The sequence below is a fragment of the Nocardia sp. NPDC055321 genome, from assembly GCF_053645575.1.
The window spans coordinates 117,575-136,745 of sequence record NZ_JBSHMS010000011.1; the positions used below are offsets into that span (position 1 = coordinate 117,575).

Here is a 19,171-nt window from a genome sequence, read left to right on the forward strand (position 1 = left end):
TGAAACATCCGAAATTCGCTTCGGCATGTCTGAGTCCTGTTCCTGTGTCGAGGAACCATCGGCGGTGTGGTTCCGCGGGGCAGTGTAATCCTTGAACGGACCAATGGGGCAGACAGGTGGATTGACACGCAGGGCCCAGCGTAATCCTCGTTACCTCGAATGGGAACACATCCGGGGCGAGGAGTATCGGAATGTGCTCTTACCCGGCCGATTCCATGGCGCGATGGGCCGGTTGCCGTGATTGCTCGGGCAATTCGGGCACGGGAGCGGATCTGTCGCGGCCGCCGGGCAGAACCAGCAGGGTCGGGCGGGGTGTGCCGGCGTCACTGGCGGCGGTACGGGGGTGGATGGTGGCCTCGGGGTGCTCGTGCGCGTGCAGGGCCAGCAGCAGGGGCACCAGGGCGTCGGCTATGCGGTCGCCGACCTCGCAGAACGCCTTGGGCGACAGTCCGACGGGGTCGGCGATGTTCTCCCGGCCCGGGTAGGCGAGATCGTCGCGCGCGGCGTGCAGGCCCGCGAGCGTGCGCGCGCCGCTGATCTTGGCGATGCGGTAGGCCTCGAGCAGGGTGAAGGTGCGCGGGAAGGCCGCGGGGGCCGTCTCGCGGACCTGGTCGCGGATCTTGTCGGTCATGGTGAGGATCAGATCGGCGCGCTGGGCCATCTCGGGTTTGAACCGGCGCGCGCGAAAGCCGCTCGGGTCACCGCCGAGACCGGTAATGGTCTGGGCGGCAAGGGGTTCCACCGGGAAGCCGACCAGCGCCCGGACGCCGGCACTCTCGGCGGTCAGTCGTAGGCCGTGTTCGGCGGCCACCGCGAGGGTGAGGCGCTCGGCGATGACGGACCGGCAAACGTTTCCGCTGCACACGAAGAGCACATGCATGCGCACAACCTAGGCGCGGTTTCGCGCGCCGAGAATGGCTGCGTGACCGAATCACACCTTTCGTCCGGGAAGTTCATCCGTCGGCCGAATGTCGGTCGCTTCGCGTTCGCTCGAAGGTATCCATGGGGCCGGGGATGTGCGTGTCAACGTCCCTGAAATGTGAGCATGGTGGTTTTCGCCCAGCAAATCAAGTGCGCGGTGATTCAGTCCCGGTCGGATTCGGTTGCGTCGGAACCGTAATAGGATTTTTCGGTCACGACCGAGGCGACTTTCGGCGCGGCCCCGCGCACCCGGTCCCGGGTGGAGAACAACCGGCCGCGCGCCGGGACCACGGGCGCGAATCGGCCGAGTCCGCTGGGCGCGGCCATGTCGTCGTAGACCGAGTCGATCCCGCCGCGGGCGAAGTACGCCTCGTGCCAGAAGCCGGTGCCGCCGGAGTCCTTCAGGAACTCCTGCCACCAGATGCGATGCGGGTCCGAGCGGGTCCAGCGTTCCAGGCTCTCCAGATCGCGCCAGTACTGGCGCGCGCCCCAGTGCGGCGGGAAGAACGACCACACGACGTCCTCGTGGCTCAGCAGGCCGTCGGGGCGTTCGCGATGGGAGCTGTAGAGCTTGGGGCCGACGCCCAGCAGGCGCAGCACGCCGCGGGGGCGGTGCACCCGCATACCGAGCAGGATCATCACCAGATCCGGATATTCGGACAGATCCGCCGTCAATCGATTGACCCGCATGCGCGACCTCCCTCGCCGAGGCCGTACGCCGACCCTGTCGGAGATATACGGATTATCCCGCCTATCCGGTTCGAATGCCATGGCCGGACATTTGCCGCCTTGTTCGCGGCCCCCGGGCGGCTCCGAAACGCGACCGCCGGGTACGCGGCGCCGGCACAACGCCGTAATCGAGGCCCGCTCGGGGCGAATACCGGTGTGGGGGTGGGGGATCTCTGGCAGGGTGCGGGGTGTGGACAGGCGAGTTGAGTACGGGTTGCGGGAGTTTGCTGAGGCCTATGTGCTGGCCCGGGCCGACTGGTCGGATTCGATCGGCGGATATCAGCAGGACAGCACCGCCTACAACAAGGCGTTGCGGGCACATCGGGAGCGGCTGCTGGAGACGCTGGAGGAGCTGTACGAGCTGAAGCTCGAGATGAAGGAGATGGTCGAGATCCCGCGCGGGACGGTGCTGTTCATGCACTTTCGCGCGACGGTGAACTCGGCGCTGGCGTTGCGCACGCCCGGCAATCTGGAGGCCGGTCTGCTGCTGCGCTCACTGGAGGCGGCGGGCGAGCCCGGCCTGCGGATCAAGGCCACGTCCAAGCGCCTCGATCAGTTGCTCGACTCCTCCCGGGAGGCGCACCTGGACATGCTGGAGGATCTGCTCAGGATCCTGCTCGGCAATCGCGCGCACCTGACGTTCACCGCCGACGAGGTGGCGGCGGCCGGTGGCGGCGGGGCCGCGCCCGATCCGACGGACTATCCGCACGACTGACAGCGGGTGGCGGGCCGGGTTCGGGCCGGGAAGGCGATGGCTTCCCGGTGCGAATCCGGTCGCCACTCGCCGCGCGGCCCGGTCGGCGTCGCCCGATCAGCGTCGCCGCGTCATACGCCCAGCGGCGCGACCAGCCGGCCCCGTTCCAGCCGGAAGTGCATCTCCGCTCCCCGCTCGTCCGGCGTCCACCCGGCCCCCAAAGCCTCCTCGACGGCGGTGGCGACCATCCCGGGCCCGACGGTCTCGACCGCTCCCGCCCGCACCACGATGCGCTGCGCCGCCCCCTCCGCGGCCTCGACCACGAACCGCAGGTTCGGCAGGTCGGTAGCCGAGACCCGCCACCGATACCGCTGCTCGCCGACCGTGATGATCCGAGTTCCCTTACGCGACAATGTCATACCCGCATACAACACCCCGGATGCCCGCCCCCGCATCCGATTTTCCGCCGCCCGGTCCGCCGTCTCGGGGGCGGCCGATGACCTTCTCGCTGCCCGATTCGGACGGCCCGGATCGGGTAAACCCACACTCTCCCAACGCATCCGGCTCTCTCTGTCAGGTTTGGTGGTCCGCCGCCTCCAGGTCGCGCCGATCGAGGACGGCGCAACCGGCCACCCGGCACAGCGCGGCCCGCTGGCGCGGTGTCAGCTCGTTGTAGAAGACGATCACGCCGGCGCCGACGGCGTCGCGCAACGCCGCCAACTCCCGCACCTTCCCGGGACTGAACACCACCCGCTCGGAGTACGCCCGGTCCATCAGCTCCCGCCCGCCGCGCTGGTTCTTCGACTTCTTCCGCCCCGAGACCCCGCGCCGCTGCACGAGCCGCCCCGCGACGTGACCCCCCAGCCCCGCGATCCGCGCCTCGAGCGCGTCCATCAGCGCCCCGTGGTCCCGCACCCGCGCCGAGAACATCCCCGCCGTGATGACCACGGCCCCGCCCAGATCGACTGCCACCCCATCATCATCGTCGCCCGTCCGACCGGTGTCCGATCGAAGCCTGCGGGTGGCGTGTAATTCCAAGCTCTTCGCCCGAGTGACGAGCGGCTCGCGGAAATTCTCACCAGGTACGGTGAGGGAGGCGGCGTCCACGGTTCATCGTCGAGGCACATGGCGAACTTATCGGCGCCGTCGAGCGGACGGTGGCACGACTCGCCGCGCTCAGCCGATGTAGGGCTCGGGGAGTCGGTTGTAGCCGTGTTTGATTCGGAGGCGAGTCGAGGGGTGAATGTTCAGCTCGTCCAGGTCGGGTCGTGAAATCCAGTTCACATGGGGTGATTCGGGGCTGGGATGCAATTGCCCGCCCAATGGATCGGCCCGGAAGCAGATCGAAAATTGCTGGCGGACTTCGCCATTGGGATATGCCATGATGTGACTGGGGCTGGTGTATATCCCGACCAGCCCGGTCACATGAATGTCGATCCCGGTTTCTTCCTTGGTCTCGCGTACCGCTGTCGCGGCTATGTACTCGCCGAACTCCTGTCCGCCGCCCGGCAATGCCCACAACCCGTTGTCGCTGCGCTGGATGAGCAGTACCCGATCCCGCGCGTCCAGGACGAAAGCCGTTGCGGCCGCGACGATGCTGTTCGGTGCTGGGGCGTCAGGGTCGTTGTAGTACTCGATTCTCGCCATGGCCAACCTCCTTCGGATACGGTGCCGCCGCATCCCAGATGTCGTCGAATGTCTGCGTGTACATCTCGAACAAGCTTCCCTGGGTAAGCTGCCGCAGGTGCATCGCCGGCGCCTGCGGGGCCATCCGGCCGTATACGTGCATGTTCACGATCATGTCGTCGTCGAAGCGGTAGATCGAGCTGTACAACGTCGCACCGTGCAGCCGCACGGCGACGCCCGGCGTGCCGATCACCGGTTCGAAGAATGCCAGTACGTTGCGGATCTTCGCAGCGATTACGCCGGACCCGATGCCTTCTTCCGCTGTCCTGGTCTCGACGGCCGGGCTGCACTCGCCGGCCGAGGCCCCGCGTCGCGGGCTAAGCGCTCGCGGCGCGGGGGCTGTTCAGGAGCAGGGCGGCCGAGCCCTTGCGGAGGTAGTCCGAACCCTCGCGGAACTCGATCCGCTGGGGCTGGCCGGTGTTCATCGCCACCACGGCGGCGAGGGAATCGGCGAAGCGGGTGCGGCTTTCGCGGTCGCCGGACAGCAGCAGCACCCGGCGCTGGACGTCGACCTCGGCCAGCAGGCCGGGGTTCTCGTCGGATCGGACCTCGATCGCGGTGAGCTCCTCGGTCTCGAAGCGCCCCGCGCCCCGGGCGACGACCGCCGCCAACCCGTCGAGCTCTTCGGCGGACCCGCTGATTTCGACGACTCCGTCGCTGGACTGCTCGACCCTCATACCTCTCCCTACCACACCGGCGAGGCAGGTTCCTCCGCGTCGGCCCGTGGCTCGGGCACACATGGTACGGGTCCGGGTCGCGCGGCGGCAGCGGAGATCTGCGGGGAGGCCGGAGAGATGAGATGGAAAGCGATTGCGCCACAGTCTGGTTGATGGGCGCACAATTTCTCGTACCTGCTTTTTCTCGTTCCGGTACCGATATCTCAGGCAAGGTAGCCGGGGGGAATCGCCGGGCCGATCATCAGAGAGTGAGAGAGTTCGTCGAGCTCGTGCTGGGGGTCTGCGCGGCGGCGTTGGTGGTGTTCTTCGGCTACCTGGTCTGGCAGCAATTGGAAGGCGGTTACGAGGCGAGCCGCGCCGGGGATCCCGATCCCTACTTCACCGACACGACCTGTGCCAACTCGTTCTTCGCAGACGGCGATTCGTCCTATGAGATCGATATCCGCCCGAACCTGACGCTGAAGCGGTGTGTCGACCTGCTCGGCGAGACCGAGACCAAGCAGGTCATATTCGTGAACCACCTGCCGGATGCCGCCACCGTCTGCGTCGGACGGGACCTGGTCTGCTCCCCGGCCCATCCCCAGTTCCGGCTCCTGGTCCAGCCCGGCAACCGCGTGGTCATGGATCTTCCAACCCCTACGGTTCGCAAACGGGGCTACGACTGGGCCGTCAACCGCGCCTATCCGATTGTCATCCTCGCTCGCGGGTTCACTGCCGAGACGGTGATCAGTTGCCGCCTGGCCTGGTGAACGCGTCTGGATGACAGTGGGAGGCAACGGTACTCGAAATCCGGAACACCGCTGGATGTAGTGGCCGAGGCCGTGGATGCCGCTGTGGGCGAATCGTTGCGCGCATGTGAAAAGGGCGGCCCGGCTACCGCCGAAACCACCCTTTTCTCGAGTGCCGAGTGTGGGAATCGAACCCACACGCCCTTTCGGGCAACGGTTTTTGAGACCGTCGCGTCTGCCTATTCCGCCAACTCGGCGCACCAGGTCGAAACTATAGCGGGTGGGGGTGGCGGGAACCTAACCGGAGTCCGTGGCGGATGACATCGTTGTGATACTGGTCGGTTTGCGCTGGGTAGATGGGTTGTAGCGGCGGGTGGACGGTACTCTTTGGTGACTCGGGTACGTGCCGATCCGTCGAGGGTGGCTTCGGACCGATGTACGTCGGGTGTTGGTATCGGAGCGACAGGGGTTTCATCTATGGGAACGACAGCAGGGGGCGGTTCGAAGAAGGATGCCGCGGCATCGGCCCCCAAGCGCGTGGTGGTCGCCGAGGACGAGGCCCTCATCCGGATGGATCTGGTGGAGATGCTCTCCGAGGAGGGCTACCTGGTGGTGGGCGAGGCGGGCGACGGCCAGCAGGCCGTGGACCTCGCCGAGGAGAAGCGCCCGGATCTGGTGATCATGGACGTGAAGATGCCGCGCCGCGACGGTATAGACGCCGCCGCCGAGATCGCCTCGAAACGCCTTGCGCCGGTGGTCATTCTGACCGCCTTCAGCCAGCGCGACCTGGTGGAGCGCGCCCGCGACGCCGGCGCGATGGCCTATCTGGTCAAGCCGTTCACCAAGTCCGATCTGGTGCCCGCCATCGAGTTGGCGGCCAGTCGTTTCCACGAGATCACGGCACTCGAGGGCGAGGTTGCCAACCTCGCGGACCGCCTGGAAACCCGCAAGCTCGTCGAGCGCGCCAAGGGTGTGCTCATGCAGACCCAGGGCCTGTCGGAACCGCAGGCCTTCAAGTGGATTCAGCGCACCGCCATGGACCGTCGCACCACGATGAAAGCGGTCGCCGAGGTCGTTCTGGAGAATCTCGCGCCCAAGTAGGCGACCGATTGCCCGATGATTGCCCCTCTGTTGCCTCGAATACGCCGCTGCGATTTACCTGCCGGTAACACGAGGGGTGCAATCGTTTGTTGCGATGTCACATGGATGATGCGAATGTGATGCGCCGCTAACGTGGCGGGGATATGTTCTGTCCGGGCCGATCGATGGGGCGGCCCGCCTCGGTAAGCCGGGGGAGCACAGAACATAGAGGTGAATCGTGCTTGGTACGAAGACGCGAGGTTCGGCGAGCAGCAGGCGGCGGTGGCGTACGGTCCGTGCCGCGGTAGCCGTCGGCGCCGCGCTGACGCTCGCGGTGACCGGCTGCAGCAGCTCATCCACCGACGACACCGGTAAGAAGAACCGCACCAAACTGGTCGACTACGTACGTTCGTACGACGGCGCGGGTCTGGCGCGCAACTACAAGTGGGGCTCGAACGGCGAGCTCGAGAAGGCGCTGATCTGGATGTACCAGGTCAACGGCTCGGGCCAGCTCACCATCGACCCGGTCGTGCAGATCGACAGCGACGGCAAGCAGGTCGCGGCGACCGATCAGGCCGCCGCCGCCAAGGCGGCCGGTGACGGCCAGGCCACCTGCGCCGAGCAGTCCATCGCCATGGCCGGCCCGCTGACCGGCCCGAACGCGAACCTCGGCCTCAATATCGTGCGCGGCGTGCGCCTCGCGCTGGACGAGTTCAACAAGGCCAACCCGAACTGCAAGGTCAACCTCAAGGAATTCGACACCGAGGGCAACCCGCAGAAGGCCACCCAGGTCATCCCGACCATCGTCAACGACAAGTCGGTCGTCGCCCTGATCGGCCCGACCTTCTCGGGTGAGACCAAGGCGACCGGCCAGATCCTGAGCGAGGCGGGCCTGCTCGCGCTCACCCCGTCGGCCACCAACCCGGATCTGACCAAGAACGGCTGGAAGACCTTCTTCCGCGGTCTCGGTAACGACGCCGTGCAGGGCCCCGCCGTCGCCAAGTACCTGGCGGGCAGCGGCAAGTACAAGAAGATCTGTGTCGTCAAGGACAACACCGAGTACGGCACGGGCCTGGCCCAGAACCTCACCGACACCCTCGGCGCCATCGCCGATCCGAGCTGTGCTGCCGAGATCAAGGAAGGCGACAAGGACTTCTCGGCGGTGGTCTCCAAGCTCAACGCCGCCAAGCCGGACGGCATCTACTACGCCGGCTACTACGCCGAGGCCGCCCCGCTGGTGCAGCAGCTGCGCTCGGGCGGCGTGACCGCCGAGTTCATCTCCGCGGACGGCACCAAGGACGTCGAGTTCACCAAGCAGGCGGGTGACGCCTCCAAGGGCTCGCTGCTGTCCTGCCCCTGTGGCCCGGCGCCCGATTCCTTCGCCGCGGCGTACAAGGCGTCGAGTGGTTTCGAGGCCGGCACCTATTCGACCGAGGGCTACGACTTGACCACCATCGTGTTGAAGGGGATCGCGGCGGCAGGCAAGTAGTTCACCTATCCGAAAGCAGTGTGTGCCGGGGATCCGGCGGCGAACCCGCCGATCCCCGGCACACGCGCTTTCCTTGACGGCGAGAGTAGCGAATGAGTTTTTCCGTTGCGACGACCCAGATCGCTGCTGGGTCGATCGAATTCAACGTTTCGGGGGTGGTCGACCAATTCTGGCGACTCACCGTCGACGGATTGGCCTATGGGTCGATTTACGCCTTGGTCGCGGTGGGGTACACGCTGGTCTACGGCGTACTGCGATTGATCAATTTCGCCCATTCGGAAATCTTCATGGTGGGCCTGTTCGCCCAGTATGTGGGCCTGATGCTGCTCGGATTCGATCCCAGCGGAAACGCCTATTCCAAAGGCATCCTGGTAACGATCCTCTGCCTGCTCGCCGCGATGCTCTTCGGCATGCTGGTCGCGGGCGGCACCGCGGTGGGGCTGGAGCGAATCGCCTACCGCCCCTTGCGAAAACGGGGCGCGAAACCCCTGATCTTCCTCATCACCGCGATCGGCATGTCGTTCGTGCTGCAGGAGTTCGTGCACTACGTCCTGCCCAAGATCTGGCCCGGGCTGGGCGGCACCAACGCCCAGCAGCCGATCATGCTGGTGCGGCCGACGGACCAGTTCACCATCTTCGGCGCCCCGGTCACCAACATCACCCTGGTCATCATTCTGGCGGCCGTGGGTTTGGCGATCGGCACCGAATTGCTGATCAACCGAACCAAATTCGGCCGCGGTATTCGCGCGGTGGCGCAGGATCCGGATACCGCCACCCTGATGGGCGTCTCGCGGGAGCGGATCATCATGCTCACCTTCCTGGTGGGTGGCCTGCTCGCCGGCGCGGCGGCCCTGCTCTACTCCTTGAAGATCCCCAACGGCATCATCTATTCCGGCGGATTCATCCTGGGCATCAAGGCATTCAGCGCCGCGGTGCTCGGCGGTATCGGCAATCTGCGCGGCGCCCTGCTGGGTGGTCTGCTGCTCGGCCTGGTGGAGAACTACGGCCAGATCCTGTTCGGCACGCAGTGGCGTGACGTGGTGGCCTTCGTGGTCCTGGTGGTCGTGCTGATGTTCCGCCCGACCGGCATTCTGGGAGAAAGCCTGGGGAGGGCCCGCGCATGACGACTCCGACGAAGGCGCCCGAACGGACGCCGCGCCCGATGCACGGCGTCGGCGACAAGCTCCGCGCGTGGTGGTCCGGCCTGTCCCGGCCCGCGCAGTGGGGCGTAGCGGTTCCCGCGCTGATCCTGCTGGCGCTGCTGCCGGTGTTCCCGCCGCCGCTGATCGACACTCCCGGAACGAGTTTCGGCGGCGTGATGGCGCAGTTCGCCATGGTCGCGCTGATCGCCATCGGTTTGAACGTGGTGGTCGGCCAGGCCGGTCTGCTCGACCTGGGCTATGTCGGCTTCTACGCCGTCGGCGCGTACACTGTCGCCCTGCTCACCAGTCCGCAGAGCCCGTGGAACCAGATCGGCGACGGCTGGCTCGAAACCGATTGGGCGTGGCTGGCGTGCGTGCCCATCGCCATCGCCGTGGCTGCGCTCTCGGGCCTGATCCTGGGATCGCCGACGCTGCGCCTGCGCGGTGACTACCTGGCCATCGTGACGCTCGGATTCGGTGAGATCGTGCGGCTCATCGCGGACAATCTCAGCGAGGTCACCGGCGGCAGCATGGGCCTGCCGGGGATCGCCTACCCGCGCGTCGGCGTCTCCGACGACCATCCCTCCGGCTACTTCTCCTCCGGCAACCTGGGCGACGACTCGTCGCCGAACCTGTTGGACCGAGCCAACTCCGGCACCTGGTGGTTCTGGCTGGGCATGATCCTGGTGGTGCTGGTTCTGCTGATGGTCGGCAACCTCGAGCGCAGCCGGGTCGGCCGCGCCTGGGTCGCCATTCGCGAGGACGAGGACGCCGCCGAGATCATGGGCGTGCCGACCTTCAAGTTCAAGCTGTGGGCGTTCATGATCGGCGCGGCCATCGGCGGTCTGTCCGGCGCGTTGTACGCGGGTCAGGTGCAGTTCGTGAATCCGCCCGGGTTCAACATCATCAACTCGATGCTGTTCCTGTGCGCCGTGGTGATCGGCGGTCAGGGCAATAAGCTGGGCGTGATCGTCGGCGCGTTCCTGATCGTCTACCTGCCGAACCGATTCATGTCGGTCGAGGTCGGCGATCAAGCGCTCGGCGACTACAAGTATCTGTTCTTCGGTATCGCACTGGTGGTTGTGATGATCTTCCGGCCGCAGGGCCTGTTCCCGGCTCGGCAGAAATTGCTCGCCTACGGGCGGCAGGTGTACCGGGCCGTCCGGCCCGAGCCCGGCACGGCCGCGGGAGGTCAGCGATGACGGGCCCGGGCGGTGCGCTGTTCGATAACGAGGACATCGCCGCCGGATACGCCGCACCGCCGGAAGCGCCCAGCGCGGGCACCCTCGACGTGACCGAGGTGCTGCCGATCCTGGCCGACGAGACCGAGGTCGCCAAGGTCGTCGCCCCGCACCGCGACATCGACACCGCTGTCGGCGCACCGCTTCTGCGCACCGACGGGCTCACCGTCAAGTTCGGCGGCCTGACCGCGCTGGACAACGTGAGCTTCGAGATCCGGCGCGGGGAGATCCTCGGGCTGATCGGTCCCAACGGCGCGGGCAAGACCACCTGCTTCAACGCCATCACCGGCGTGTACCGGCCCTCCTCGGGCACGGTGCATTTCGACGGCAAGCCGCTGACCAAGACCAAGCGAAACGAGATCACCCGGCTCGGCATCGCGCGCACCTTCCAGAACGTGCGGCTGTTCGCGGAGATGACCGCGCTCGAGAACGTGGTCGTCGGCACCGACGCCAGGCACCGAACCTCGGTGCCCGGCGCCATCTTTCGCACGAAGCGGCATCGCGCCGAAGAGCACGACGCCATCGAGCGGGGCATGGCGCTCCTGGAATTCGTCGGCATCGCGCCCCGCGCGGTGGAGAAGGCCCGCAATCTCTCCTACGGTGATCAGCGCCGCCTGGAGATCGCGCGTGCCCTGGCCACCGAACCGAAACTGCTGTGCCTGGACGAACCCGCGGCCGGCTTCAACCCGAGCGAGAAATCCGCGCTCATGGATCTGATTCGCAAGATCCGCGACGACGGTTTCACGGTGCTGTTGATCGAGCACGATATGCGCCTGGTCATGGGTGTGACCGATCGCGTCGTCGTGCTCGAGTTCGGCCGCAAGATCGCCGACGGCCTGCCCGCCGAGATTCGCGAAGACCCCAAGGTGATCGCCGCGTACCTCGGCGTGCCCGACGAGGAACTGGGTGAGATGTGACTTCCTTGGATAAGAGGGACAAGAGCGACAAGAGCACGGCCCTCCTCGAGGTCGAGGACATGGTCGTCAACTACGGCAGAATTCAAGCGCTGCACGGCATTTCGCTGAGTGTCGGGCAGGGCGAACTGGTCACGCTGCTCGGAGCCAACGGCGCCGGCAAGACCACCACCATGCGGGCGCTGTCGGGGCTGCTCCCGCTCACCGGCGGCCGCATCCTCTTCGAGGGCCGTGACATCACCCGGATGAAGGCACACGAACGGGTCGGCATCGGTCTCATCCAGGCGCCCGAGGGCCGGGGCGTGTTCCCCGGCATGACGGTGCAGGAAAACCTCGACATGGGTTGCTACAGCCGCCCTTTCAAGGACAAGGCCGACTACAACAGCACCCTGGACTGGATCTTCGAACTCTTCCCCCGGGTGAAGGAACGCCAGAAGCAGGTCGGCGGCACCCTCTCCGGCGGCGAACAGCAGATGGTCGCCATCGGCCGCGCCCTCATGGCGCGCCCGAAGCTGCTGCTGCTGGACGAACCGTCGATGGGTTTGGCCCCCATGGTGATTCAGCAGATCTTCCGGATCATCGCCGACATCAACGCCCAGGGCACCACGGTCCTGCTGGTCGAGCAGAACGCCCAGCAGGCCCTGACCCGCAGCGACCGCGCCTACATCCTGGAGACCGGCGAGGTCACCAAGACCGGCCCCGGCCGCGAGCTCCTGCACGATCCGGCCGTCAAGTCCGCCTACCTCGGCGTCGGCTGAGGGCACGGGTCCGCGAACGACTCGGGCCGGTCCGCCATCGATGGCGGACCGGCCCGAGTGGTCTTGCAGGGGCGACAGGACTTGAACCTGCAACCTGCGGTTTTGGAGACCGCTGCTCTGCCAATTGAGCTACGCCCCTTGGTGCGCTGTGCGCGGAGTGAGATTATCAGCAAGGGCCGCGCGCGCGAAATCGGATTTCGGCGCGCCCGCGAAACCCGATTTCGCGAGCGGTCCGCGAACGGATGACCCGGCCGGGCGAAGGTTCCGTGCCCGCTTCCCACATGTGTCGGTGCACGTCCCTAGACTCTGTGCCGTGACTCCTGCCTCTACCGATCAGCGTCCGAGTGCCGTGTCCGCTCCCGCCTCCGGTGCACAGCCCACGCTGTTGCTGCTGGACGGGCATTCGCTGGCCTATCGCGCGTTCTACGCGCTGCCCGCGGAGAACTTCAAGACCGCGGGCGGGCAGACCACCAACGCGGTCTACGGGTTCACCGCGATGCTGATCAACCTGCTGCGGGACGAGAAGCCCACCCACGTGGCCGCGGCGTTCGACGTGAGCCGCAAGACCTTCCGCACCGAGGCGTACCCGGAGTACAAGGCCAACCGCGCCACCACACCGGACGAGTTCCGCGGCCAGGTCGAGGTCACCCAGGAGGTCCTGGGCGCGCTGGGCATCCCCGTCATGGCCATCGACGGGTACGAGGCCGACGACGTGATCGCCACCCTCACCACGCAGGCCGTGCCGCAGGGTTTCCGCGTGCTGATCGTCACCGGCGACCGGGATTCGCTGCAGCTGGTCAACGACGACGTCACCGTGCTCTACCCCAAGAAGGGCGTCTCCGAGCTCACCCGCTTCACCCCGGCCGCGGTGGAGGACAAGTATGGCCTCACCCCCGCGCAGTACCCGGACTTCGCGGCCCTGCGCGGCGACCCGAGCGACAACCTGCCGGGCATCCCGGGCGTCGGGGAGAAGACCGCCACCAAGTGGATTCGCGAATTCGGCGATCTGGTCAACCTGGTGGACAAGGTCGACACGGTCAAGGGCAAGGTCGGAGATGCCCTGCGCGCCAACCTGTCCAGCGTGCTGCTCAACCGCCAGCTCACCGAGATGGTGAAGGAGGTGCCGCTGCCGTACACCCCCGATCAGCTGGCCGTGCAGCCCTGGGATCGGGACAAGATCCACCGCCTGTTCGACGAGCTCGAGTTCCGCGTCCTGCGCGATCGCCTCTTCGACACGCTGTCCCCGGTCGAGCCCGAGGCCGAATCCGGTTTCGAGATCAGCGGCGCCGCCCTGCTGCCGGGCGAGGCGACCGCCTGGCTGGCCCAGCACGCGCCTTCCGGTGTGCGGCACGGGGTTACGGTGATCGGCACCGGCGCGCCCATCCACGGCGACGTCCAGGCCATCGCGCTGGCCGCCGCCGACGGCGAGGGCGCGTACCTCGACGTGCACGGTCTCACCCCCGAGGACGAGCAGGCCCTGGGCGCCTGGCTCGCCGACCCGAAGACCCCGAAGGCGTTGCACGAGGCCAAGTCCGCCATGCACGCCCTGCGCGGGCGCGGCTGGACCCTGGGCGGTCTGGCCAGCGACACCGCCCTGGCGGCGTACCTGATCCTGCCGGGCCAGCGCAGCTTCAACCTCGACGATCTGTCCCTGCGCTACCTCAAGCGCGAACTGCGCGTGGACGATGCGGGGGAAACCCAGCTGTCCCTGCTCGACGACGAGGACCACGTCGACACCGAGGTCGCCAAGGCCGCGATGCTGCGCGCCCGTGCGGTTTTCGACCTCGCCGACGCCTTCGACACCGAACTCGAGCGCATCGAGTCCACCGCCCTGCTGCGCGACATCGAACTGCCGCTGCTGGGCGTGCTCGCCGAACTCGAGGCCGCGGGCATCGCCGTCGACTCCGGTCAGCTCGAGCAGTTGCAGCGCCAGTTCGCCGACCGCGTGGGCGAGGCCGCCAACGCCGCGTACGGCGTCATCGGAAAGCAGATCAACCTGGGCTCGCCCAAGCAGCTCCAGGTGGTGCTGTTCGACGAGCTCGACATGCCCAAGACCAAGCGCACCAAGACCGGCTACACCACCGATGCCGATGCGCTGGAAGGGCTTTACGAGAAGACCCAGCACCCGTTCCTGCAGCACCTGCTCGAACACCGCGACGCGACGCGCCTGAAGGTGACGGTCGACGGCCTGCTCAAGGCGGTCGCCGACGACGGCCGCATCCACACCACCTTCAACCAGACCGTCGCCGCCACCGGCCGGCTCTCCTCGACCGAGCCGAACCTGCAGAACATCCCGATTCGCACCGACACCGGCCGCCGCATCCGCGACACCTTCGTGGTCGGCTCGGGTTTCGAATCGCTCATGACCGCGGATTACAGCCAGATCGAAATGCGCATCATGGCGCACCTGTCCAAGGACGAGGGCCTGATCGAGGCCTTCAACTCGGGCGAGGATCTGCACAATTTCGTGGCCTCCAAGGCGTTCGACATTCCGATCACCGAGGTCGATCCCGAACTGCGCCGCCGCATCAAGGCCATGTCGTACGGCCTGGCCTACGGACTGTCCGCCTACGGCCTGTCCCAGCAGCTCAAGATCAGCGCCGAAGAGGCGAAAGTTCAGATGGACGTGTACTTCTCGCGTTTCGGCGCGATTCGCGACTACCTGAACGACGCCGTGGACGAGGCCCGCAAGACCGGCTACACCGAAACCCTCTTCGGCCGCCGCCGCTATCTGCCCGATCTCGACTCCAGCAATCGCCAGCGCCGCGAGGCCGCCGAGCGCATGGCCCTGAACGCGCCCATCCAGGGCACCGCGGCCGACATCATCAAGGTCGCCATGATCTCCACCCAGCAGGCGATCAAGGACGCCGGACTGCGGTCGCGGATGCTGCTGCAGATTCACGACGAGCTCCTGTTCGAGGTCGCCGCGGGTGAGCGCGACGAGCTCGAAGCCCTTGCCCGCGAACACATGTCGAACGCCATCGAGCTGTCGGTGCCGCTCGAGGTCTCGGTGGGCGTCGGCCGCAGCTGGGACGCCGCCGCGCACTGACGCGACGAATTCGCACGGCCGCGCGAGTAATCCCGCGGCCGTGCGTACTCACTGCCGCGCCAGCTGTGCGGCCAGCACCGTCACCACCTCCGCGGTCTCGCGGCAGGTCCGCGCGGCGATCGGCTCGCCGAGCCGCTCGCAGCTCTCCGCGGTCGCCGTACAGATCCGCGCGGTGACCTCACACAAACCCGTCGCCCACGGCGATCGCCGATCCAGCAGGTCCGCGGTGAGCCGGCAGATCGCACCACAGTCCATCAGCAGGGTGATGTGCTCCCGCGCGGCGTGCGCGCCGCCGAGGTCGAGCGACTCGCCGGTCTGACGGACGCACGTCCGATGGCAGCCGAACAGATGATTGATTGTGCTCATGACTTTCGGATCGGTCATCGGGGCGCTACTCCTGGGCTCGGCGGCGGAACATGCCGCGGGGTGCGTTCACGGAGGGTTCGAAAGATCGTCCGGCAGGGTTCGCCCATTGTCGCAGCCGCGGTTGCCGGCGGCCGGAAAGCTGGTTGCCGAGCATCGGGAAGGCGAGCGATATGGCGCGCACCACAGGGTCGGTGACCTGCGACGAAGTTACCCGCGGGTCGATGACGAATATGGTTGCCATTGCGCAAATCTGCCCCTATGCTCGGTGCCGTGCCGAATCCCGTCCACAGCCGCAGCGCGGCGCGCAACGTCGCCGACCGCGACGCCGCCGCGCTTGTTCCGCTTACCGCGATGGTGGCTGTGACGCGCGTACTCGTAGTTCTCCGCCGTAGCGGGGTCTGATTCGGACCGGTCCCTCGCTGCGGGCCGATTGAACTTTTCTGTGCTGGTCCCCTCTGCCAATTTCTGGGAAGAAGTCGGGAAGACCTAGTCCAATGACAATTACTTTTGACACCCCCACGTTCCATGCCGCTGCCCCCGCGAGCCTGCGGGCCGAGAGCACCGGCCTGACCCTCGACGAGCTCAACGATCGCTACTGCCGCGACGCGGGCGCGATCAAGCTCGGCGAATGGACCTACCGCCGGGCCGCGGACTTCTCCGCGACCCTCGAGTTCGACGGCAGGTTGCGCACGGTGCACTCCACCGGCAGCCCGGTCGCCGCCCTGACCTCGGCCCTGTACGACGAGGGCTATCCGGTCGAGATCCTGCAGTTCCACCAGCGCCGCACCGGCCGGGGCACCGCCACCTTCGTGCAGTGCGAGTTCAACGGCCGTCGCGGCTGGGGCGCCGCCCTCGCCGACGAGAGCGCTGAATCGACCGTCCGCGCCATGATCGCGGGCATCAACTCGCTCGGCTGACGGCCCCGCCCGCCACCGCGGGCGGCCCAACGGACACACGTAAAAGACTGCGCCGCAACCGATTCCGGTTGCGGCGCAGTCTTTTCGAGTTGACGCGGTGCGAGCGCGCGGCGCGCTCGCCCGGGACCTACTTGGCGGCCTGCTGCTGCTCGGCGAGCTGCTTGCGGACCTCGTCCATGTCCAGCGCCTGCACCTGGCCGATGAGGTCCTCGAGGGCCTCGGCGGGCAGCGCGCCCGGCTGCGCGAACACCAGCACGCCCTCGCGGAAGGCCATGATGGTCGGGATCGAGCGAATGTTCGCCGCCGCCGCGAGACCCTGCTCGGCCTCGGTGTCGACCTTGCCGAAAACCACGTCGGGATGCTTCTCGGACGACTTCTCGTAGGTGGGGGCGAAGGCGCGGCACGGGCCACACCAGGAGGCCCAGAAGTCCACGAGCACGATGTCGCTACCGGTGACGGTCTCGTCGAAGTTCTGTTCGGTCAGGGTCTGGGTGGCCATGGCGTCCTCTCGTGTCGATTTCCCGGTCCAACACCGGGCCGTGCGGTTCTCTTCCCTGTACCCATTACGGTAGCCGCCAACCGCGTGCCGCCTCCGGGCCGCCGCCCGGTTTGCGCGAGGATGACTGCCATGAGCGACAGCGAGACTCGGCTCCGGCTGGGGTTGATCGAAGGTGACGGCATCGGCCCGGAGGTGGTGCGCGCCACCCGGGACGTGGTGGACGAGGCGATGGCGGTGGTCGGGGTGCCGCCCGTCGAGTGGGTGCATCTGCTCATCGGTCACGCCGCCATCGAGGAGTACGGCGACCCGGTGCCCGAGCCGACGCTCACCGCGCTCGCCGGCCTCACCGGCTGGATCATGGGACCGCACGACAACGCTTCCTACGCAGCCGATTACCGCACGGGGCTGCCGCCCGCGGGCGCGGTCCGCAAGCGCTTCGGCCTGTACGGCAACCTGCGGCCCTCGCGCACCGTCGAGGGCGTGCGGTCGACGGTGGCGCAGATGGATCTGCTGATCGTGCGTGAGAACAGCGAGGGGCTCTACGCCGACCGCAACATGTTCGCCGGGTCCGGCGAGTTCAAGCCGACCCCGGACGTGGCGATGGCGGTGGGCCTGTTCACCCGCGCGGCGATCGAGCGGATCGCGCGCGCCGCGTTCGAGAACGCGGCCGCCCGCGGCAAGCGCGTCACCATCGTGCACAAGGCCAACGTGCTGCCCATGTCCATGGGACTGTTCCGGGACGTGTGCTACGAGATCGCGGCGGCGGAGTTCCCCGATCTCGAGGTCAGCGACGAGCACGTGGACGCCGCGGCGGCGCATCTGGTGCGCGCGCCGCAGGACTACGACGTCATCGTCACCGAGAACATGTTCGGCGACATCCTGTCCGACCTGGCGGGGGAGCTGAGCGGTTCGCTCGGGATGGCGCCCTCGCTGAACTGTTCCGACGAGCAGGCCATGGCGCAGGCCGTGCACGGCGCGGCCCCGGCCATCGCCGGTCGCAACCGGGCGAACCCGGTGGCCCTGCAGCTCTCGGCCGCGCTGCTGCTGCGCTGGCTCGCGACACGCACCGCGCACAGCGCGCTGCAGCGGGTGGCGGAACGCATCGAACATGCGGTAGCCGATACGTTGCGGGCTGGTGTAGCAACATCCGATTTGGGTGGGTTAGCATCAACGACCGAATTCACCGAGCAGGTGCGGGCCCGGCTGCATCGCTGGTGAGCGCACTGCCGGAACCGGTCGTGTAACGAGCACCTGTCGGCGTGTCGCCGATTAATGTTCGGTTACCGGCCCGCACGAAATGTACGACTCGCCTACATTTCAAACGGCGGGCGACGTCCGGTTGTCGCGTGACCGAACTGTGGAGGACTGCTGTGTCTCGTATCGATTTCCGCGGGCGTGCCCTGCGGGCCGCCTGCGTCCTAGCGGGTGGCGCTCTCGTAGTGACCGCCTGTACCAGCACCACCGAGACCGACTCGCCCGAGGTGGCCAAGGTCGAGGTGGCCAAGGTGGACGCCATCGCCGCCAAGGTGCCCGCGGACATCGCGAGCTCGGGCAAGCTGATCGTCGGCGTGAACATTCCCTACGCGCCGAACGAGTACAAGGATCCCAACTCGGGCAAGATCATCGGCTTCGACGTCGACCTGGTCGACGCGGTCGCCAAGGTCCTCGGCCTGACCGCGGACTACAAGGAATCGGACTTCGAGAAGATCATCCCGGCCATCGAGGCCGGGACCTACAACCTCGGCATGTCCTCGATGACCGACAACGCCGAGCGCGAGAAGACCGCCGACTTCGTCACCTACTTCAACGCGGGCAGCCAGTGGGCCCAGCAGAAGGGCAAGTCGGTCGACCCGAACAACGCCTGCGGCAAGCGGGTCGCGGTGCAGCGCACCACCATTCAGGACACCGACGAGATCCCGGCCAAGAGCGCGGCGTGCGTCGCCGCCGGCAAGCCCGAGATCACCAAGGTCGCCTACGACGAGCAGAGCGCTGCGGCCACCGCGCTGGTGAACGGCCAGGTCGACGCCATGTCCGCCGACTCCCCGGTCACCGCGTACGCCATCAAGCAGGCGCAGGACAGCATCGAGTCCGCCGGTCCGCTCTTCGACGCCGCGCCGTACGGCTGGCCGGTCAAGAAGGGTTCGGCGCTCGCGCCCGTGCTGCAGGAGGCCGTCCAGTACCTCATGGACAACGGCCAGTACCGCTCGATCACCGAGAACTGGGGCGTCCAGGAGGGCGCGATCACCAAGTCGGTCATCAACGGCGCACAGGGCTGATCGCC

At 67.2% G+C, this 19,171-nt stretch carries 22 protein-coding genes and 2 tRNA genes; 12 read left to right on the forward strand and 12 right to left on the reverse strand.

Annotation, left to right across the window (positions count from 1 at the left end):
• Positions 1-199: 199 nt before the first annotated feature.
• Both ACWIGI_RS19335 and ACWIGI_RS19340 read right to left on the reverse strand, forming a co-directional pair.
• Positions 200-880 (reverse strand): arsenate reductase/protein-tyrosine-phosphatase family protein, encoded by a 681-nt coding sequence (locus tag ACWIGI_RS19335; RefSeq protein ID WP_454203780.1) that lies wholly within the window; start codon positions 878-880, stop codon positions 200-202.
• Positions 881-1,083: 203 nt separating this feature from the next.
• Entirely contained in the window at positions 1,084-1,611 is a 528-nt protein-coding gene (locus tag ACWIGI_RS19340; RefSeq protein WP_454203781.1) for a monooxygenase family protein, read from the reverse strand.
• Positions 1,612-1,840: 229 nt separating this feature from the next.
• On the opposite strand from ACWIGI_RS19340, the gene ACWIGI_RS19345 reads away from it, so the two are divergent.
• On the forward strand, positions 1,841-2,365 hold the full coding sequence (locus tag ACWIGI_RS19345; RefSeq protein ID WP_454203782.1) for a hypothetical protein: 525 nt from the start codon (positions 1,841-1,843) through the stop codon (positions 2,363-2,365).
• 110 nt (positions 2,366-2,475) lie between these two features.
• On the opposite strand, the gene ACWIGI_RS19350 is transcribed toward ACWIGI_RS19345, so the two are convergent.
• The 5 genes from ACWIGI_RS19350 to ACWIGI_RS19370 form a co-directional block, all read right to left on the reverse strand.
• Positions 2,476-2,763 carry a hypothetical protein gene (locus ACWIGI_RS19350; protein ID WP_454203783.1) on the reverse strand — a complete coding sequence of 96 codons (288 nt, stop codon included), beginning with the start codon at positions 2,761-2,763 and terminating at the stop codon, positions 2,476-2,478.
• Between the two features lie 154 nt (positions 2,764-2,917).
• Positions 2,918-3,316: an HflX-like GTP-binding protein gene (locus ACWIGI_RS19355; protein ID WP_454203784.1), complete on the reverse strand. Its 399-nt coding sequence runs from the start codon at positions 3,314-3,316 to the stop codon at positions 2,918-2,920.
• A 204-nt stretch (positions 3,317-3,520) separates the two neighbouring features.
• Positions 3,521-3,991, reverse strand: a complete 471-nt coding sequence (locus ACWIGI_RS19360) for an NUDIX domain-containing protein (protein WP_454203785.1) — start codon at positions 3,989-3,991, stop codon at positions 3,521-3,523.
• Positions 3,960-4,223: a hypothetical protein gene (locus ACWIGI_RS19365; protein WP_454203786.1), complete on the reverse strand. Its 264-nt coding sequence runs from the start codon at positions 4,221-4,223 to the stop codon at positions 3,960-3,962. Before ACWIGI_RS19365 ends, ACWIGI_RS19360 begins: the two co-directional genes overlap by 32 nt.
• Positions 4,224-4,347: 124 nt before the next feature.
• Complete coding sequence (locus tag ACWIGI_RS19370; protein ID WP_454203787.1) at positions 4,348-4,707, reverse strand: hypothetical protein; 360 nt, start codon at positions 4,705-4,707, stop codon at positions 4,348-4,350.
• Positions 4,708-4,955: 248 nt separating this feature from the next.
• Between ACWIGI_RS19370 and ACWIGI_RS19375 the strand changes: the two genes are divergently transcribed.
• On the forward strand, positions 4,956-5,456 hold the full coding sequence (locus tag ACWIGI_RS19375) for a hypothetical protein (RefSeq protein ID WP_454203788.1): 501 nt from the start codon (positions 4,956-4,958) through the stop codon (positions 5,454-5,456).
• Between the two features lie 152 nt (positions 5,457-5,608).
• On the opposite strand, the gene ACWIGI_RS19380 is transcribed toward ACWIGI_RS19375, so the two are convergent.
• Positions 5,609-5,692 (reverse strand) — tRNA-Leu (locus tag ACWIGI_RS19380).
• Between the two features lie 220 nt (positions 5,693-5,912).
• On the opposite strand from ACWIGI_RS19380, the gene ACWIGI_RS19385 reads away from it, so the two are divergent.
• From ACWIGI_RS19385 to ACWIGI_RS19410, 6 genes are all read left to right on the forward strand, one after another.
• Positions 5,913-6,536 carry an ANTAR domain-containing response regulator gene (locus ACWIGI_RS19385; RefSeq protein WP_354990567.1) on the forward strand — a complete coding sequence of 208 codons (624 nt, stop codon included), beginning with the start codon at positions 5,913-5,915 and terminating at the stop codon, positions 6,534-6,536.
• 463 nt (positions 6,537-6,999) lie between these two features.
• Positions 7,000-8,004, forward strand: coding sequence for a branched-chain amino acid ABC transporter substrate-binding protein (locus tag ACWIGI_RS19390; protein ID WP_454203906.1), 1,005 nt, complete (start codon positions 7,000-7,002; stop codon positions 8,002-8,004).
• 92 nt (positions 8,005-8,096) lie between these two features.
• Positions 8,097-9,128 carry a branched-chain amino acid ABC transporter permease gene (locus ACWIGI_RS19395; protein WP_454203789.1) on the forward strand — a complete coding sequence of 344 codons (1,032 nt, stop codon included), beginning with the start codon at positions 8,097-8,099 and terminating at the stop codon, positions 9,126-9,128.
• Entirely contained in the window at positions 9,125-10,348 is a 1,224-nt protein-coding gene (locus ACWIGI_RS19400; protein WP_454203790.1) for a branched-chain amino acid ABC transporter permease, read from the forward strand. The genes ACWIGI_RS19395 and ACWIGI_RS19400 overlap by 4 nt, the downstream gene beginning before the upstream one ends.
• Entirely contained in the window at positions 10,345-11,304 is a 960-nt protein-coding gene (locus tag ACWIGI_RS19405) for an ABC transporter ATP-binding protein (RefSeq protein ID WP_454203791.1), read from the forward strand. Before ACWIGI_RS19400 ends, ACWIGI_RS19405 begins: the two co-directional genes overlap by 4 nt.
• Positions 11,305-11,363: 59 nt before the next feature.
• Positions 11,364-12,059 carry an ABC transporter ATP-binding protein gene (locus ACWIGI_RS19410; protein ID WP_454203907.1) on the forward strand — a complete coding sequence of 232 codons (696 nt, stop codon included), beginning with the start codon at positions 11,364-11,366 and terminating at the stop codon, positions 12,057-12,059.
• A gap of 66 nt (positions 12,060-12,125) precedes the next feature.
• Here ACWIGI_RS19410 and ACWIGI_RS19415 read toward each other — a convergent pair.
• A tRNA-Trp gene (locus ACWIGI_RS19415) sits at positions 12,126-12,198 on the reverse strand.
• A 174-nt stretch (positions 12,199-12,372) separates the two neighbouring features.
• Between ACWIGI_RS19415 and polA the strand changes: the two genes are divergently transcribed.
• On the forward strand, positions 12,373-15,108 hold the full coding sequence (gene polA / locus ACWIGI_RS19420; protein ID WP_454203792.1) for a DNA polymerase I: 2,736 nt from the start codon (positions 12,373-12,375) through the stop codon (positions 15,106-15,108).
• Between the two features lie 48 nt (positions 15,109-15,156).
• Here polA and ACWIGI_RS19425 read toward each other — a convergent pair whose 3' ends face one another.
• Together ACWIGI_RS19425 and ACWIGI_RS19430 are read right to left on the reverse strand one after the other, a co-directional pair.
• Entirely contained in the window at positions 15,157-15,492 is a 336-nt protein-coding gene (locus ACWIGI_RS19425) for a four-helix bundle copper-binding protein (protein WP_454203793.1), read from the reverse strand.
• A gap of 7 nt (positions 15,493-15,499) precedes the next feature.
• Positions 15,500-15,715 (reverse strand): hypothetical protein, encoded by a 216-nt coding sequence (locus tag ACWIGI_RS19430; RefSeq protein WP_454203794.1) that lies wholly within the window; start codon positions 15,713-15,715, stop codon positions 15,500-15,502.
• Between the two features lie 253 nt (positions 15,716-15,968).
• Here ACWIGI_RS19430 and ACWIGI_RS19435 point away from each other — a divergent pair, with 253 nt between their 5' ends.
• On the forward strand, positions 15,969-16,391 hold the full coding sequence (locus tag ACWIGI_RS19435; protein ID WP_454203795.1) for a 2-keto-3-deoxygluconate kinase: 423 nt from the start codon (positions 15,969-15,971) through the stop codon (positions 16,389-16,391).
• 127 nt (positions 16,392-16,518) lie between these two features.
• On the opposite strand, the gene trxA is transcribed toward ACWIGI_RS19435, so the two are convergent.
• A complete protein-coding gene (gene trxA / locus ACWIGI_RS19440) occupies positions 16,519-16,890 on the reverse strand; it encodes a thioredoxin (RefSeq protein ID WP_454203796.1) in 372 nt (123 codons plus the stop codon).
• A 129-nt stretch (positions 16,891-17,019) separates the two neighbouring features.
• Between trxA and ACWIGI_RS19445 the strand changes: the two genes are divergently transcribed.
• Together ACWIGI_RS19445 and ACWIGI_RS19450 are read left to right on the forward strand one after the other, a co-directional pair.
• Positions 17,020-18,108 carry an isocitrate/isopropylmalate dehydrogenase family protein gene (locus ACWIGI_RS19445; protein ID WP_454203797.1) on the forward strand — a complete coding sequence of 363 codons (1,089 nt, stop codon included), beginning with the start codon at positions 17,020-17,022 and terminating at the stop codon, positions 18,106-18,108.
• 152 nt (positions 18,109-18,260) lie between these two features.
• A complete protein-coding gene (locus ACWIGI_RS19450; protein ID WP_454203798.1) occupies positions 18,261-19,166 on the forward strand; it encodes an ABC transporter substrate-binding protein in 906 nt (301 codons plus the stop codon).
• The last annotated feature ends 5 nt before the right edge of the window (positions 19,167-19,171 follow it).

Excerpts from the sequence above, each read along its gene's own strand:
- ACWIGI_RS19335 (WP_454203780.1), bottom strand. The coding sequence starts at position 880 with ATGCATGTGCTCTTCGTGTGCAGCGGAAACGTTTGCCGGTCCGTCATC.
- ACWIGI_RS19340 (WP_454203781.1), bottom strand. The coding sequence starts at position 1,611 with ATGCGGGTCAATCGATTGACGGCGGATCTGTCCGAATATCCGGATCTG.
- ACWIGI_RS19350 (WP_454203783.1), bottom strand. The coding sequence starts at position 2,763 with ATGACATTGTCGCGTAAGGGAACTCGGATCATCACGGTCGGCGAGCAG.
- ACWIGI_RS19360 (WP_454203785.1), bottom strand. The coding sequence starts at position 3,991 with ATGGCGAGAATCGAGTACTACAACGACCCTGACGCCCCAGCACCGAAC.
- ACWIGI_RS19370 (WP_454203787.1), bottom strand. The coding sequence starts at position 4,707 with ATGAGGGTCGAGCAGTCCAGCGACGGAGTCGTCGAAATCAGCGGGTCC.
- ACWIGI_RS19385 (WP_354990567.1), top strand. The coding sequence starts at position 5,913 with ATGGGAACGACAGCAGGGGGCGGTTCGAAGAAGGATGCCGCGGCATCG.
- ACWIGI_RS19390 (WP_454203906.1), top strand. The coding sequence starts at position 7,000 with ATGTACCAGGTCAACGGCTCGGGCCAGCTCACCATCGACCCGGTCGTG.
- ACWIGI_RS19395 (WP_454203789.1), top strand. The coding sequence starts at position 8,097 with ATGAGTTTTTCCGTTGCGACGACCCAGATCGCTGCTGGGTCGATCGAA.
- ACWIGI_RS19400 (WP_454203790.1), top strand. The coding sequence starts at position 9,125 with ATGACGACTCCGACGAAGGCGCCCGAACGGACGCCGCGCCCGATGCAC.
- ACWIGI_RS19405 (WP_454203791.1), top strand. The coding sequence starts at position 10,345 with ATGACGGGCCCGGGCGGTGCGCTGTTCGATAACGAGGACATCGCCGCC.
- ACWIGI_RS19410 (WP_454203907.1), top strand. The coding sequence starts at position 11,364 with ATGGTCGTCAACTACGGCAGAATTCAAGCGCTGCACGGCATTTCGCTG.
- ACWIGI_RS19425 (WP_454203793.1), bottom strand. The coding sequence starts at position 15,492 with ATGACCGATCCGAAAGTCATGAGCACAATCAATCATCTGTTCGGCTGC.
- ACWIGI_RS19430 (WP_454203794.1), bottom strand. The coding sequence starts at position 15,715 with ATGGCAACCATATTCGTCATCGACCCGCGGGTAACTTCGTCGCAGGTC.
- ACWIGI_RS19435 (WP_454203795.1), top strand. The coding sequence starts at position 15,969 with ATGACAATTACTTTTGACACCCCCACGTTCCATGCCGCTGCCCCCGCG.
- trxA (WP_454203796.1), bottom strand. The coding sequence starts at position 16,890 with ATGGCCACCCAGACCCTGACCGAACAGAACTTCGACGAGACCGTCACC.
- ACWIGI_RS19445 (WP_454203797.1), top strand. The coding sequence starts at position 17,020 with ATGAGCGACAGCGAGACTCGGCTCCGGCTGGGGTTGATCGAAGGTGAC.